This window comes from Nocardioides sp. NPDC057577, from assembly GCF_042801335.1.
In the GTDB taxonomy this organism is placed as follows: domain Bacteria; phylum Actinomycetota; class Actinomycetes; order Propionibacteriales; family Nocardioidaceae; genus Nocardioides.
In genome coordinates this window covers 23,731-36,891 of the sequence record NZ_JBHVGB010000003.1, presented here as the reverse complement: position 1 = coordinate 36,891, position 13,161 = coordinate 23,731, and the positions used below count along the sequence as shown (strand labels likewise).

Genomic DNA, 13,161 nt, shown 5'->3' with positions numbered 1-13,161 from the left:
AAAGGCTGTGCACACCGCACTGACTCAGCATGATCCATCGCCGGGCTGGGCGGAGCGCGCTATCGTCGAGTCCACCGTCCGTGTCGCACCCCGTCTCCTCGACGCGATGTCGGCGGGCGCGGCACACCGTTTCGAGGAGCTCACGTTGGCTGATGACGTCACGATCGATGGATCGACCATTCGTACGGCGCGGGTGCGGCTTCGGCCTTGGCGCGAGGACGACGCTCCCGCGGCACTCGAGATCTACGGCAGCGCCGAGGTCTCCCGGTGGCTGGCGCCGGCCATGGAACAGGTCGCCGACGTCGACACCATGCGGGCGACGATCAGCAACTGGCTCGCCGCGCCTCCCGGACCCGCCGGCCGCGCGACCGGCCGATGGGTGGTCGAGGAGATCGAGACCAGCCGTATCGCAGGCTCAGCACAGATCCTTCCGCTCCCTCCGGAAGGCGAAGACCTGGAGGTGGGCTACCAGCTCGCCCCCTGGGCGTGGGGCCAGGGACTGGGCTCGGAAGCCGGGCACGCTCTCGCCCACTACGCGTTCGCCAACGGCGAGGAGGAGATCTTCGCCGTCGTACGACCCCGGAACGAGCACGGCATCCACGCCGCACGCCGCATCGGCATGGACTGGGTCGGGGAGACGGAGAAGTACTACGACCTGAGGCTTCAGGTCTACCGCCTCCGCAACAGCGACCTGGACGTGTCCCTGCTCACCCCGAGTCCCGTCGAACGCTGACACGAACGCGGTCGGAGGAGGCGTCACCTGGCTCCAGACCCGCAGCGCCTGAGCGCCGGAATCGGCACGACCAGATGGTTTGGCCCCGTCGACGTCCATATCAAGGCGACATTGTCGAGCAGTGTTGTTCAACACCGGAATGAGAGCACCTGGATGCGATAAGTTGCCGACATGCTCATCATCGCGATCATCCTGTTCGGCATCGTGGCAGGCGGCGTGGCACAACTCGTTCTCGGTCGTTCGATGAAGGAGATCGATTGGACCACTGCGGCGGTGACGGGCCTCTTGGGCTCCTTCATCGGCGGTCTGGGGCTCAGCCTCGCGACCGGCAACGGCCTCGATCTCCACCCGACCGGGTTGATCGGGTCGATCCTCGGAGCCCTGCTCCTCACGTGGGCGTGGGGGTTCTGGCGCCGATCGCGTCAGGGCCAGTGATCATCGGGGCCTCTTAGCGGCACGCCCACCCCACCCGCTACGGGTGATGCCGCCGGGCCACGGACCGTTCGAGAGTGGAACCCCAACCACCAAGGAGCGGATGTCATGGCAGACGAGAACACCCCCGACGTCGAGGTGAGCGCGGCCTCCGTGTCCGACGGCGCCTACACCCTCATCATCGCGGACTTCAGCGACACCGACATGGCGTGGGAGGCGTACGAGGCACTCAAGTCGGCCGAGGACGGCCGCACCGTCGAGATCGAGGGCGTCATCGTGGTCAACCGCTCGGCCGAGGGCCGGCTGGAGATCCAGAAGGCGACCGACCACAGCACGAAGTCGGGACTCAAGTGGGGCGTCGTCGGCGGCATCGCGCTCGGCGTGGTCTTCCCACCGTCGATCCTCGGCAGTGCCGCAGTCGCAGGCGGCGCCGGGGCGCTCGTCGGCAAGCTGCGACAGCGCCACCACAACAAGGAGCTCGCGGAGCGGCTCGAGAATGCGATCACACCAGGACACTCCGGCCTGCTCGCCCTGGTCTCGGACCCCGGCGAGATCAAGATCCGCAAGGCCCTCGAGCGGGCAGAGACCATCGTTCAGTCCACCGTCGAGAAGGTCGAGGCGGAAGACATCAAGGCCGCAGCCAAGGAAGTGCAGGGCGGCCACGCCTGACGATCCTGAGGTCTCAGCCGACGACCTTCAGGTCTCGCTCCGTGCGGTTCAGGCGCCTGCCGCCCGACTCGGTGACCGTGACGATGTCCTCGATTCGGACACCGAACTCTCCGGGGAGGTAGATCCCGGGCTCGACGGAGAAACACATCCCGGGCACCAGCGGCTGCTCCTCGCCCTCGATCATGTACGGCGGTTCGTGCGTCGTGGTGCCGATGCCGTGCCCGGTGCGGTGGATGAACCGCTCGCCGTACCCCGCCTCCGTGATCACCTTGCGAGCGGCCCGGTCGATCTCCTGGCAGGCAACGCCCGGGCGTACTGCTTCGACTCCTGCCTGCTGCGCCGCGCGGACGACCTCGTGGACCTCGCGGATCAGCGCGGAAGGCTCCCCCACGCACACCGTGCGGCTGGTGTCCGAGCCGTAGCCGTACATCAGCCCACCGAAGTCGAGGACGACCGCATCGCCGACCTCGATGGTGCGGTCGCCGGCTTCGTGATGAGGGTTGGCGCCGTTCGGGCCTGAGCCGACCACCGTGAAGTCGACCTGCTCGTGCCCGGACTCCCGCAGCAGGCGGGCCAGGTCGGCGGCAACGTCCGTCTCCTTCCGGCCGGCGAACCGGACTCCGAGGATCTGCTCGTAGACCGCGTCCGCGGCGGCCCCGGCGGCTGCCAGCCGGGCCAGCTCCTTGGAGTCCTTCACCGCTCGCAGCATGGGGAGGGCCTGCGTCAGCGACCGATAGGAGGACTCTGGCAACGCGTCCTGCAGTCCGAGCAGGTGCATCGCCCATGCGGAGTCGGCGATTCCCATCGTGGCGCGAGTGGGGATCAAGGTGCTGGCGCGTACGAACGGATCCTCGCCGTCCGTCCAGTCGACGGTCGAGAGGCCCGGTGCCCCCACGGCACGCTCGACGTCCGGCCGCTCCAGGGTCGGCACCAGCAGCGTCGGCTGCCGGCCGGGCGCGAGGACGAGCACCGTCAACCTCTCGGTGATGGCCGTGGGCTGGTAGCCGGTGAGCCACACAAGGTCAGGACCGGGCGTCACCAGAAGCCCGTCCAGCCCCGCTTCGGTCGCGTCGGCCACCGCGCGGCTCATCCGAGCCGTGTAGTCCTCGGTCGTGATCGGCACTGGTGACTGTGTCGTGGTCATCGTGTCCTCCTGGTGAGGACGATAACCACAGATGGTCAGCCACGAATCATCCTTTTGGGATGAGCCACACGCGCGAATGTCGTTCCTAATCTGAGCCATCAGCTGCCGTCGCTTTTTCGCAAGGAGTGATGAGGATGACCAGATCTTGCAGGATCCCCGCGCCGGTGCGGTGGTCACCATGAGCGCAGGGGACGCAGCAGCGGACCTGGCAACGCGAGCCAAGATCCCGCCCACCGCCTGGATCTCGTGGGTGGCGCTGGCGATGATGACCACCAGCTCGGTCGCCAGCCTGCGGGCGGCGCCGACGATGGCGGTCTACGGCCTGGCCTGCGTCTTCCTGTACCTGCTCCCGGCCATCGTGTTCCTGCTGCCGACCTCGCTGGTCTCCGCGGAGCTCGCGTCGGGCTGGGAAGGCGGCATCTACAAGTGGGTCTCGGAGGGGATCTCCAAGCCGATGGGCTTCCTGGCCGTGTGGTGCCAGTTCGCGATGACGATCTTCTACTACCCGAGCCTGCTGGGGTTCGTGGCGAGCACCCTGGCGTACGTCTTCAATCCGGAGCTGGCCAGCAGTGGGGTGTGGACCGCGTGCGTGATCATCGTCGTGTACTGGTCGGGTGTCTGGATCTCCTCACGCGGCACCAAGGGAGTCGCGGGCCTCGCCAGCGGCGGCCTGATCATCGGAACCCTGATCCCGGGCGTCGTACTGGTCCTTCTCGGCGTCGTCTTCCTCGGGCAGGGCAACGAGTCCGCAGCTCCAATGACCGCCGAGAACATCTTCCCGGTGTGGGCCGGGCTCTCGAGCCTCGTGCTCATCGTCAACAACTTCCTCTCCTACTCGGGCATGGAGATGAACGCGGTTCACGTGTCCTCGCTGAAGGACCCGGGCAAGGAGTTCCCGAAGTCGATGTTCCTGGCCATGGGCCTGGTCCTGGCGATCTTCATCCTCCCGGCGCTGGCGATCAGCTGGATCGTGCCCGCTGAGGAGCTCTCCCTCACCGCTGGTGTGATGCAGGCCTTCGACGCGGTCTTCGCGAACTTCGGCTGGCAGTGGCTGACCCCGATCGTGGGCATCATGCTGGTCACCGCATCCCTCGGCGGCATGCTGACCTGGTTGGCCGGGCCGTCGAAGGGCCTGCTGCTGATCTCTCGCCAGGAGGGCTACCTTCCGCCCTTCCTGCAGCAGCTCAACAAGAACGGTGTCCAGCAGAACATCCTGGTCGTCCAGGGGTTGATCACCACCGTGATCGGCCTGGCGTACGCGTTGCTCCCAAATGTGTCGAGCGCCTACTGGATCTTCTCCGTCATCACCACCCAGGTCTACCTGATCATGTACCTGCTGATGTTCGTGGCCGCGATCCAGCTACGCCGTAAGCATCCCGACCACCCGCGCGGCTACCGCGCGCCCATGCTCGTCGGGATGTGCGGCGTCGGCTTCGCGGCCTCCCTCGCCGCCCTCCTGGTCGGCTTCATCCCGCCCTCGCAGTTCTCGTCCGGCAGCTCGGGTGTCTACTTCGCGATCGTCGGCGGCGGCGCACTCGGGCTCGGGCTCCTCGTGCCGTTCTTGTTCTACCGCTTCCGCAAGCCGTCGTGGAAGCAGCCTGAGCCGCAGGAGGTGACCCCGTCATGAGCACCCCGACGGAGACGCAGAGCAAGCGCGAACGCAACTGGATCTACATCACCGCCCTGGTCCTCCTCGGCGTCCTCGTCGTCGCCGGGCTGATCGCCTTCAGCTCGGCCCGGGAGACCCGGGAAGCCGAGGAGAAGGCCGATGAGCTGATCGCGGCCCTCGAGGACGCCGGCGCTTACACCCCTGACAAGGACCGGATCGTGCGGGTCCTGGGCGCGGACGGTGGGGCGACCTGCGAGAACCCGAACGACGCGCTGAATCGCGCCATCCTGCTGTCGCAGCTCGCGAACGGCGCTACCGGTCCCGGGGCGCGCCCGGTGGTCGCCGACAGCCGGGTCTTCCAGGGCCAGAAGCTGATCATCGAGATCTACTGCCCCGACGAGCTGGACGACTTCAACGAGTTCGTCGACGACCTCGAGACCGATGACGTGGCAGGCGAGTGAGACATGGATCTGAGGAGCCGCATCACGGAACTCATGCCCCAGGCTCGGGCGGAGCTTGCCGAGCTGGTCGCCATCAAGTCGGTCGCCGACCCGCGCCAGTTCCCGCCCGAGGAGTGCCACCGTGCCGCGCAGTGGGTGCTCGACCACTTCGCGGCTCTCGGGTTCGACGATGCCCGGCTGGCGGAGACCCCGGACGGCAGCAACGCCGTCGTCGGCTCTCGACCGTGCGCCCGGCCCGACGCGCCCACGGTGCTGCTCTACGCCCACTACGACGTGCAACCACCGCTCGATGACGCCGCCTGGCAGACACCGCCGTTCGAGCTGGTCGCGAAGGACCGGCGCTGGTACGGCCGCGGCACGGCGGACTGCAAGGGCAACATCCTCATGCACCTCCTGGCGCTGCGCGCCTTGGGGCAGGACGTACCGGTGAACCTCAAGCTGGTCGTGGAGGGGTCCGAGGAGCAGGGCACCGGGGGCCTGGAGGCGTTCGTGGTCGACAACGCGGACCTGCTCCGCGCCGACACGATCCTGGTCTGCGACACCGGAAACGCGGCCGTCGGCCAACCGGCGGCAACGGTCAGCCTGCGTGGCATGGTCAACGTGGTCGTCACTGTCGAAGCCCTGGCCTCGGAGGTGCACTCCGGCATGTTCGGCGGTGCCGCCCCGGACGCCCTCGCGGCCCTGATCGCGATGCTGGCCGGCCTGCGGGACTCAGCCGGCAACACCACGATCGAGGGGCTGGACAACACCCGACACTGGGAGGGAGAGCCGTACCCGCGCGAGCAGTTCCGCAGCGACGCCGGACTGCTCGACGGGGTCCATCTGCTCGGCGACGGCTCGGTGTCGGACATGTTGTGGGCCCGGCCGTCGGTCACGGTGCTCGGCATCGACTGCCCACCCGTGGTCGGCTCGGCGGCGGCGATCGTGCCCAGGGCCGCGGCGCGGCTGAACCTCCGCATCCCACCCGGGCTCGCGCCGGACGTGGCGCAGAAGGCGCTCGAAGCGCACCTCCACCGGACCGCACCCTGGGGTGTCCACGTCACGATCGAGGTGGAAGCCACCGGCTCGCCGTTCCGGGCCACGATCGACGGACCGGCCTACCGGGCGATGGGCGCGGCGATGCTGGAGGCCTACGAGAAGCCGATGGCAACCCTCGGGCAGGGCGGCTCGATACCGCTGTGCAACGTCTTCACCGACACCTACCCCGACGCCGAGATCATCCTGATGGGCGTGGAGGAGCCGCAGGCGCTGATCCACGCGCCGAACGAGAGCGTGGACCCGGGTGAGATCTCGACCATGGCACTGACCGAGGCGCTCTTCCTGCAGCGCTACGCCGCCGCGACGACCTGACCGGCTAGACCACGTCGCGACGCAGGGAGACGACGGCGGCTAGCGCGGATGCGGCCAGGACGTAGAAGAGGAGGACGAGGGCTCCGAGGAGCGGGGTCTGGACCACGGGGCCACTGAGCCCCGTCTCGGCCGCGATCATCTCGAGCAGGGCCGTCGAGCCGGTGAGCGACGCGGTGGCCCCGCCGGGCAGGAACGGATAGGCGATGTTGATGCCTGGAAGGATCATCACCAGGTTGTCGACGAGGTAGAAGTAGCCGAGCGTGATGCCGATCGCGAGGAGCTGGTGGCGCGCGACGGCGCCGATGGCGACGCCGAGCAGCATGTAGATGGCCGCGGCGAGGCCGTAGCGCACCGTGGTGCCCACGACGGCGGCCAGGCCGAGCCCCGGTTCGATCCCGTTGACGAGGGTGCCGGCATAGATGCCGATGACGGCGGCGAGCGCCAGGACCAGGCCGTACGCCACGCCGAGCGCTCCGTAGACGATCAGCTTCGCGGTCAGCACCTGACCGCGCCGTGGGACCGCGAGGAACGTGGTGGCGACGGTGCGGTGCCGGTATTCGCCGGTGATCGCCACGGTGCCAATCAGCGCAGGAGCGAAGAGGGTGACCCCGAGCAGGCTCAGGACCGCCGAGACGCCCTCGACCGTGTCCAGGCCAGGCATCGGCGGGGTCGCGTTCTCCGGGCCGGTGAGACCGACGATCCCGGTGAGCAGCCCTCCGCACGCTGCTGCGGTGAGCAGCGCCCACAGGGGCAACCGGGTCCCGGTCAGGCGCACGGCCTCTCCGCGGACCGCGTCGTTCAGCCGGCGCATGCCATCTCCTTCTCGATCATGTTCAGGTAGGCCTCCTCCAGGGAGGCGTGCTCGGCGGTGAAGTCGGACAGGGAGCCCGTCCACAGGGAACGTCCTCCGGCGATAAGCACCAGGTCGTCGATCACCTGCTGCAGCTCGGTGAGCATGTGGCTGGAGACCAGCACCGTCCCGCCGGCATCGGCGAAGGCACGCAGCAGGCCGCGCAGCCAGACGATGCCCGAGGGGTCCAGACCCTCGGTCGGCTCGTCGAGGATCAGCCCGGAGGGCCGCCCCAGCAGCGCGGTCGCGAGGGCGAGCCGCTGCTTCATCCCGGTCGAGAACCCTCGGATCCGTCGCCCCGACACGTCGTGCAGACCGGTCTCGTCGAGCACCTGATCGACCCACTCGCGGGGTGCGCCGATCAGCGCGGCCTGGGTCTGCAGGTGGCCGCGCGGAGTCATCCCCGGGTGGGCGCCGGCCAGATCGCCGACGACCCCCAGGATCTGCGACGGACGGCTCAGCGATGCGTACGGGACCTCATCGATCGTCGCGGTGCCCTGGTCCGCGCGAACGAGGCCGGTGAGGATGCGCAGCGTGGTGCTCTTGCCGGCACCATTGGGGCCGATGAAGCCCGTCACCCTTCCCGGCAGGGCGAGGAGATCGACCGCGGTCAGCGCCGGCACCGGCCCGAAGGACTTGGCCAGGGCCTCGGCCCGCAGGATCGGGCCGTCGAGCGTCTCGCGCCAAGCCGAGATCGCCGCGTTCACAAGCGCGCCCGGGCGTCGAGCCGAGCGACCAGCTCGGCGGCGTCCGGGGTGCTGACCAGCAGCTCGTCGAAGCCGGCGCCGGCCTCCCGGTCGTGAAGCCGAATCCTCAGCAGCGGCAGTCCGCGCGTCATCGAGACCAGCCGCCGGGTGCCGTCGGGGTGGCGGAAGGTGCCCAGCTTGCGGAAGCCGGAGATCACCAGCCCGGAGCGCCAGCCCAGGATCTCCGAGCTCCAGCCCGGCAGCATCTCGACCGAGTCGATCGCTGTGATGGCGACGGAGTGGGCCGCGCGGCCCGCCATCAGGCGCTCCCAGCCGGGAAAGGTGAGCGTCAGCACGTGGTCCTCGACACGGAGGGTCGTCATCTCGTCTCCTAGAATATGCTCAGATCAGGAACATTCTCAGAATGAGAATAATGGAGGTCCTCATGCCGCCGCAAGGCAATATCGCCGCCGTCGTCGCGCACCCCGTCCGCCTGCGGATCCTGCAGGCGGTGGGTGGTCGCGACCTGACCACAGCTCAGCTGCGGGAGTTGATGACCGACGTGCCCCAGGCGACGCTGTACCGACACATCGCCGCGCTCGTCGACGCCGGCGTTCTCGCCGTGGCATCGGAGCGGCGGGTGCGAGGCACCGTCGAGCGCACCTACACGCTCGGCGAGCAGATGGCCCACGTCGAGCAGTCCGAGCTCGCGACGCTCTCTGACGACCAGCTCCGGGCTGGGTTCCTCGCCTTCGTCGGGGAGCTGCTGCGTACGTTCGAGGGCTCGCTGATCCTCGGCGAGGTGACTCGCAGCCACCTCGGATTCGGCACGGGCGCGATGTACGTCGACGCGGACGACCTCGCTCGGATCCAGCAGGGTTTCAACGAGCTGCTCGCGCCGTACCTCGAGGAGACGGCCGGAAAGCAGCGGGTGATGCTGTCGACCGTGCTGCTGCCCGCGGAGTAGGTCTCGACAAGCTCGACCTCCGGGAGCGCCGCATCGCTTACGGTGAGCAGGTGGACCTTCCTGTGATGCCGCCGATCCTGCCGATGCTGGCGAAGCCCGTGAAGAACGTGCCGACCGACGGCGGGTACGCGTTCGAGCCGAAGTGGGACGGGTTCCGGTGCATCGTGTTCAAGGACGGGGACGAGGTGGAGCTGGCCTCGCGGAACACCAAGCCGTTGACGCGCTACTTCCCCGAGGTTGTCGAGGCACTACGGAAGGCGCTGCCGGAGAAGATCGTGCTCGACGGGGAGATCTTCGTCGCGATCGGGGACCGGCTGGAGTTCGAGGTGCTGCAGCAGCGGATCCACCCGGCGGCGTCGCGGATCAGCCTGCTGGCGGAGGAGACGCCCGCTGCGTACGCGGCCTTCGATCTGCTCGCGCTGGGCGAGAGGTCGTTCCTCGACGAACCGCTGACGGAGCGGCGGGCGGCGCTGGAGGGCGCCTTCGCCTCGGTGACCTCGGACAACGTCCATCTGTGCACGACGACGACCGACCCGGAGGTCGCCCAGGACTGGTTCACCCGGTTCGAGGGCGCCGGGCTGGACGGGGTGATGGCCAAGCCGCTGGACGCGCCGTACGTCCCCGACAAGCGGACGATGCTGAAGATCAAGCACTCGCGTACGGCTGACGTGGTCCTGGCCGGCTACCGCGAGCACAAGACCTCCACACCGGAGAACCCGCTGCTCGGGAGCCTGCTGCTCGGCCTGTACGCCCCCGGCGAGGACGGTCAGCCGGAGCTCCAGCACATCGGGGTCTCGGCGTCCTTCACCGCCGCGCGACGCGCCGAGCTGTGGCAAGAGCTCCAGGAGCTGGTCGTCCCCATCGAGGAGCACCCGTGGGGACGATGGCAGGAGTTCCTCACCGCCAACCCCGACCGGGTTCCCGGCACCCAGAGCCGCTGGTCCCAGGGGAAGGACCTGTCCTTCACCCCGCTGCGGCCGGAGCGGGTGCTCGAGGTGGGCTACGACCACATGGAGGGACGCCGGTTCCGGCACACCGCCCAGTTCAAGCGCTGGCGACCCGACCGCGACCCGGAGTCGTGCGGCTACGAGCAGCTCGAGGAACCTGTGGCCTACGAGCTGTCCGAAGTGCTCGGGGGTCCTGCTCAAAAGCTCAGATAAATCCGGCTAGGGTCGACTCATGAGCTACGACGTCGTACTCCTGGTCGAGCAGGCAATCACCCTCGACGACGCAACCCGGGTCCACTCCCTCCACGAGGGGGTCGAGGACCCGGTCTACCACGTGCTGCTTCCCTTGGAGGACGCCGCAGCACGGATCGAGTCGGCGATGGGCACGCTCAGCGCGGCCGAATACCTCGGCTCGGCGATGATGATGAACGAGATCGACCTCGACGCGGTGCGCGAGGAGGCCAAGGACGAGGCCGAGAAGGCGCTCGAGCAGACCCTGAAGGTCCTGAAGTCCTCCGGCGCCGCCGCCCACGGCGAGCTCGTCCAGGACCCGGTCAAGGCGCTGCGCGCCAAGGTCGAGGCCGTCGACGGCCGGGAGGCGATCATCATGACCCGCCCGCACGTGGTCGCCGAGTTCTTCCACGTCGACTGGACCCACCAGGCCCGACGCCATCTCCACGTGCCTGTCCTGCACCTGATCGAGCACGAGAACTTCGACGAGCAGGCCGGCGAAGGCGAAGGAATCACCGGAATGTAGGACGTTTCGTCCCTATGACCACTGAACGCACCGCGTGTGACGGGTAACACATCAAAGGTTACCGCTCTGTTACCGGCTTCACGTGGCAGTTGTGGCTCGCATTCCCCTAGTATCTTGGGGTTCGCTGTTCCGGGGGGATCCAGCGACGAAGAAGTGCCTGCTCGTGCGATCGGGGGATCCGCGCTGAGTGGGCACTTCTGCTATCCGCTCACTCCTTCCGTGCCTTCTTCAAGGTGCTGGTGCGCTGGTCGACCCAGTCCGACATCGAGTCGATCGCCGTCTCGAGGTCCGCGGCACTCAGTGCGTCGCTGGTCGGCACCGACTCGGCAAGCCCCGCGACCGTTTCGGCAGCTGTGCCGTCGGCGTACACCCTGTCGAACAGCTTCCAGTACGCCTCGGTGTAGACGGCCTTCAGCTCCTCGGACGCCAGGAACCGCTCCTTGAGCGCGTTCCCGCCCCGCATGCCGCCGGCTCCGCCGGCTCCGCCGGTTCCGCGGTTCCCACCGCCGAACATGCCGCCGAACATGCCGTTCTCGTCGTCGGGACCGAGGGTGGCGTTCCCCTGCATGGCGAGGTTGAGATCCCAGGAGATCACCGAGAGCTTCTCGGACTCCAGGTCGTACCAGAGGTAGTAATTCTGACCCGGGCCGCTCATGTCGTCGCTGTTCGTGATCAGGTTCTGCATCGCCAGATAGTCCGCCAGCGAGTCCACGTCGACCCACTCGTCCAGGTCGGCGGCGAACTCCTCGTCGTCGGCCTCGTCCATCCACTTCAGGAAGTCGATGATCGGCTGCAGGGTCCCCTCGTCACTGGAGTTGATCTGCTTGAACTGATCGCTGTAGGACGACTGGTCGTCGTCGACGTAGGCGAGCTGCGAGGACGCGTCGGCCTTGTAGAGGTAACCCGGGGAGTCGAACAGGTTGTTCGCCATGTTCTCGTCGGGGTGGGCGAGCAGCAGACGGGTCGTCGTGTCGCTGCCGTTGACCGAGTAGACGGCATAGCCGTAGTCCTGGGTCGGGAGACCCGCCTCCTTGGTCAGGGAGAGGGCCATGGCCTCGTTGATGACCGGGCTGCCGGGACGTACGGAGATCTCGGTCATGCCCTGGTACGCACGGCCCTCGACGTTCTCGTCGAAGCTGAGCAGCAGCGGGAGGGATGTCGGGTCGTCGGCCGACGCCTGGGACATCGCGGCCATCCCGCCGCCGCCCACGCCGCCGCCCATCCCGCCTTCGGGCATCTCCATCCCATCGGGGGGCTCCATGCCCTCGGGCATCTGCATCCCTTCCGGCATCTCCATGCCTTCCGGCATCTCCATGCCTTCGGGCATCTCCATGCCTTCGGGGAGCTCCATTCCCTCGGGGGGCTGCATGCCGCCCCGGCCGGGACCTCCCTCGCCACCGCCGCCGGCTCCCCCGGTGCCGCGCAGCCCCATCAGGGTCGAGTTTCCCTTGAGTCGCACTGCGACGTCGTTGATGACGGTGCCATCGATGGTCACCGTGGCGGTGACCCACTTCTTCTCGCCGTCCTTCTGGTAGCTCTCGACCATGTCGTCGTACTCGACATCGGTGATGTCGATCGAGAGCTCGTGGTCGACGGAGGTGTCGAAGAGGTCGACGGAGCCGGCGATGTCCTCGGTGATCTCGGCCGCTGCGATCTCGACGTCGCCGGTGATGTAGGGCTTGATGCCCACATCATGGAGCGTGACCAGCAGCGCGAGGGAGAAGGCGCCCAGGAGCGCGACGAGCTTCCAGTGCTGGCGCCAGGACCGGGGCAGCCGGTGCCGGAGGCGCTTGCGCGGGACGGTCGAGTCGGGCTCGGCGTCGATGGATCCAGGCATCACAGGTCGGTCTGGTCGTAGCCCGTCAGCACGGTGACGCGCTGGCCGCTGTTGACCGCGGAGAGTGCCTGCAGCAGCTCACGCGAGCTGCTGCCCTTCTTCAGCTGCGCGGTGTAGTAGAGCTCGATCAGCGCCCCGGAGCGTACGGACTCGGTCGAGACCAGCTCGAAGTCGGAGCAGTGCTGGATCATCAGGTCCTCGACGACCGAGGTGTACTCCGGCTCGGGTGGCACCTGGACCTTGACCACCTGACGCTGCACGTCGAGCTTGAACCAGTTGAACTTGTTCATCAGGACGAGCACGAGGCAGATCATCACCGTGGCCGCGATCGCGAGCAGGTAGAACCGGGTGCCGGTCGTCATCCCGATCGCCATCACCAAGAAGATGAAGCCGACGTCGCGGGTCTCCTTCACGGCGTTGCGGAACCGGATCACCGACAGCGCACCCACCAGCGCGAACGCCCGGGCGATGTTGGAGCCGACGACGAGCATGATGAGCGAGACGACCATGCCCGCGAGCACCAGCGTCTGGACGTACGACTGGCTGTAGGAGACGTTCTTGTGGGTGGCCCGGTAGACGTAGCCGATGATCGCCGACAGCACGAACGACAGCGTCAGCGACGCCACGATGTCGAAGACGGTGAACGTAGAGCTGAGATCTTGGAAATCGAGATTCATGGGAGCTTCCTGTGCAGAGATCCGTCGAGGGATCGGTGAGAG

At 67.8% G+C, this 13,161-nt stretch carries 15 protein-coding genes; 9 read left to right on the top strand and 6 right to left on the bottom strand.

Annotation, left to right across the window (positions count from 1 at the left end):
- The first annotated feature begins 145 nt into the window (after window positions 1-145).
- The 3 genes from ACFU7D_RS01085 to ACFU7D_RS01075 all read left to right on the top strand — a co-directional run bounded on the left by ACFU7D_RS01085 (window position 146) and on the right by ACFU7D_RS01075 (window position 1,834).
- Window positions 146-733 carry a GNAT family N-acetyltransferase gene (locus tag ACFU7D_RS01085; protein WP_378726427.1) on the top strand — a complete coding sequence of 196 codons (588 nt, stop codon included), beginning with the start codon at window positions 146-148 and terminating at the stop codon, window positions 731-733.
- 171 nt (window positions 734-904) lie between these two features.
- A complete protein-coding gene (locus ACFU7D_RS01080) occupies window positions 905-1,168 on the top strand; it encodes a GlsB/YeaQ/YmgE family stress response membrane protein (RefSeq protein ID WP_378726426.1) in 264 nt (87 codons plus the stop codon).
- A gap of 105 nt (window positions 1,169-1,273) precedes the next feature.
- Window positions 1,274-1,834, top strand: a complete 561-nt coding sequence (locus tag ACFU7D_RS01075) for a DUF1269 domain-containing protein (RefSeq protein WP_378726424.1) — start codon at window positions 1,274-1,276, stop codon at window positions 1,832-1,834.
- 13 nt (window positions 1,835-1,847) lie between these two features.
- On the opposite strand, the gene ACFU7D_RS01070 is transcribed toward ACFU7D_RS01075, so the two are convergent.
- Complete coding sequence (locus ACFU7D_RS01070) at window positions 1,848-2,978, bottom strand: aminopeptidase P family protein (protein ID WP_378862155.1); 1,131 nt, start codon at window positions 2,976-2,978, stop codon at window positions 1,848-1,850.
- 178 nt (window positions 2,979-3,156) lie between these two features.
- Between ACFU7D_RS01070 and ACFU7D_RS01065 the strand changes: the two genes are divergently transcribed.
- Genes ACFU7D_RS01065 through ACFU7D_RS01055 form a run of 3 tightly spaced genes read left to right on the top strand, consistent with a single transcriptional unit; the run spans window position 3,157 to window position 6,398 of the window.
- Entirely contained in the window at window positions 3,157-4,605 is a 1,449-nt protein-coding gene (locus ACFU7D_RS01065) for an APC family permease (protein ID WP_378862152.1), read from the top strand.
- The gene (locus tag ACFU7D_RS01060; RefSeq protein WP_378726418.1) at window positions 4,602-5,048 is read left to right on the top strand and encodes a hypothetical protein; all 447 of its coding nucleotides are present in this window, start codon (window positions 4,602-4,604) and stop codon (window positions 5,046-5,048) included. Before ACFU7D_RS01065 ends, ACFU7D_RS01060 begins: the two co-directional genes overlap by 4 nt.
- Window positions 5,049-5,051: 3 nt before the next feature.
- Window positions 5,052-6,398: a dipeptidase gene (locus ACFU7D_RS01055; RefSeq protein ID WP_378862149.1), complete on the top strand. Its 1,347-nt coding sequence runs from the start codon at window positions 5,052-5,054 to the stop codon at window positions 6,396-6,398.
- A gap of 4 nt (window positions 6,399-6,402) precedes the next feature.
- Here ACFU7D_RS01055 and ACFU7D_RS01050 read toward each other — a convergent pair whose 3' ends face one another.
- The 3 genes from ACFU7D_RS01050 to ACFU7D_RS01040 are packed head-to-tail and all read right to left on the bottom strand — an operon-like array spanning window position 6,403 to window position 8,317.
- The gene (locus tag ACFU7D_RS01050; RefSeq protein ID WP_378862146.1) at window positions 6,403-7,209 is read right to left on the bottom strand and encodes an ABC transporter permease; all 807 of its coding nucleotides are present in this window, start codon (window positions 7,207-7,209) and stop codon (window positions 6,403-6,405) included.
- Window positions 7,197-7,955, bottom strand: a complete 759-nt coding sequence (locus ACFU7D_RS01045; RefSeq protein WP_378862143.1) for an ABC transporter ATP-binding protein — start codon at window positions 7,953-7,955, stop codon at window positions 7,197-7,199. The genes ACFU7D_RS01050 and ACFU7D_RS01045 overlap by 13 nt, the downstream gene beginning before the upstream one ends.
- Complete coding sequence (locus ACFU7D_RS01040) at window positions 7,952-8,317, bottom strand: hypothetical protein (protein ID WP_378862139.1); 366 nt, start codon at window positions 8,315-8,317, stop codon at window positions 7,952-7,954. Before ACFU7D_RS01040 ends, ACFU7D_RS01045 begins: the two co-directional genes overlap by 4 nt.
- A 50-nt stretch (window positions 8,318-8,367) precedes the next feature.
- Here ACFU7D_RS01040 and ACFU7D_RS01035 point away from each other — a divergent pair, with 50 nt between their 5' ends.
- From ACFU7D_RS01035 to ACFU7D_RS01025, 3 genes are read left to right on the top strand one after another with little or no spacing between them, the layout of a single operon-like run.
- Complete coding sequence (locus tag ACFU7D_RS01035) at window positions 8,368-8,901, top strand: helix-turn-helix domain-containing protein (protein ID WP_378726408.1); 534 nt, start codon at window positions 8,368-8,370, stop codon at window positions 8,899-8,901.
- Window positions 8,902-8,951: 50 nt separating this feature from the next.
- On the top strand, window positions 8,952-10,061 hold the full coding sequence (locus ACFU7D_RS01030) for an ATP-dependent DNA ligase (protein ID WP_378862136.1): 1,110 nt from the start codon (window positions 8,952-8,954) through the stop codon (window positions 10,059-10,061).
- Between the two features lie 19 nt (window positions 10,062-10,080).
- The gene (locus tag ACFU7D_RS01025; protein ID WP_378726404.1) at window positions 10,081-10,605 is read left to right on the top strand and encodes a hypothetical protein; all 525 of its coding nucleotides are present in this window, start codon (window positions 10,081-10,083) and stop codon (window positions 10,603-10,605) included.
- 208 nt (window positions 10,606-10,813) lie between these two features.
- Here ACFU7D_RS01025 and ACFU7D_RS01020 read toward each other — a convergent pair whose 3' ends face one another.
- Window positions 10,814-12,442 (bottom strand): CotH kinase family protein, encoded by a 1,629-nt coding sequence (locus tag ACFU7D_RS01020; protein WP_378862133.1) that lies wholly within the window; start codon window positions 12,440-12,442, stop codon window positions 10,814-10,816.
- Entirely contained in the window at window positions 12,442-13,119 is a 678-nt protein-coding gene (locus ACFU7D_RS01015) for a DUF4956 domain-containing protein (RefSeq protein WP_355224179.1), read from the bottom strand. Before ACFU7D_RS01015 ends, ACFU7D_RS01020 begins: the two co-directional genes overlap by 1 nt.
- Between the last annotated feature and the right edge of the window lie 42 nt (window positions 13,120-13,161).

Excerpts from the sequence above, each read along its gene's own strand:
- ACFU7D_RS01050 (WP_378862146.1), bottom strand. The coding sequence starts at position 7,209 with ATGCGCCGGCTGAACGACGCGGTCCGCGGAGAGGCCGTGCGCCTGACC.
- ACFU7D_RS01075 (WP_378726424.1), top strand. The coding sequence starts at position 1,274 with ATGGCAGACGAGAACACCCCCGACGTCGAGGTGAGCGCGGCCTCCGTG.
- ACFU7D_RS01070 (WP_378862155.1), bottom strand. The coding sequence starts at position 2,978 with ATGACCACGACACAGTCACCAGTGCCGATCACGACCGAGGACTACACG.
- ACFU7D_RS01040 (WP_378862139.1), bottom strand. The coding sequence starts at position 8,317 with ATGACGACCCTCCGTGTCGAGGACCACGTGCTGACGCTCACCTTTCCC.
- ACFU7D_RS01025 (WP_378726404.1), top strand. The coding sequence starts at position 10,081 with ATGAGCTACGACGTCGTACTCCTGGTCGAGCAGGCAATCACCCTCGAC.
- ACFU7D_RS01035 (WP_378726408.1), top strand. The coding sequence starts at position 8,368 with ATGGAGGTCCTCATGCCGCCGCAAGGCAATATCGCCGCCGTCGTCGCG.
- ACFU7D_RS01065 (WP_378862152.1), top strand. The coding sequence starts at position 3,157 with ATGAGCGCAGGGGACGCAGCAGCGGACCTGGCAACGCGAGCCAAGATC.
- ACFU7D_RS01055 (WP_378862149.1), top strand. The coding sequence starts at position 5,052 with ATGGATCTGAGGAGCCGCATCACGGAACTCATGCCCCAGGCTCGGGCG.
- ACFU7D_RS01060 (WP_378726418.1), top strand. The coding sequence starts at position 4,602 with ATGAGCACCCCGACGGAGACGCAGAGCAAGCGCGAACGCAACTGGATC.
- ACFU7D_RS01015 (WP_355224179.1), bottom strand. The coding sequence starts at position 13,119 with ATGAATCTCGATTTCCAAGATCTCAGCTCTACGTTCACCGTCTTCGAC.
- ACFU7D_RS01080 (WP_378726426.1), top strand. The coding sequence starts at position 905 with ATGCTCATCATCGCGATCATCCTGTTCGGCATCGTGGCAGGCGGCGTG.
- ACFU7D_RS01020 (WP_378862133.1), bottom strand. The coding sequence starts at position 12,442 with ATGCCTGGATCCATCGACGCCGAGCCCGACTCGACCGTCCCGCGCAAG.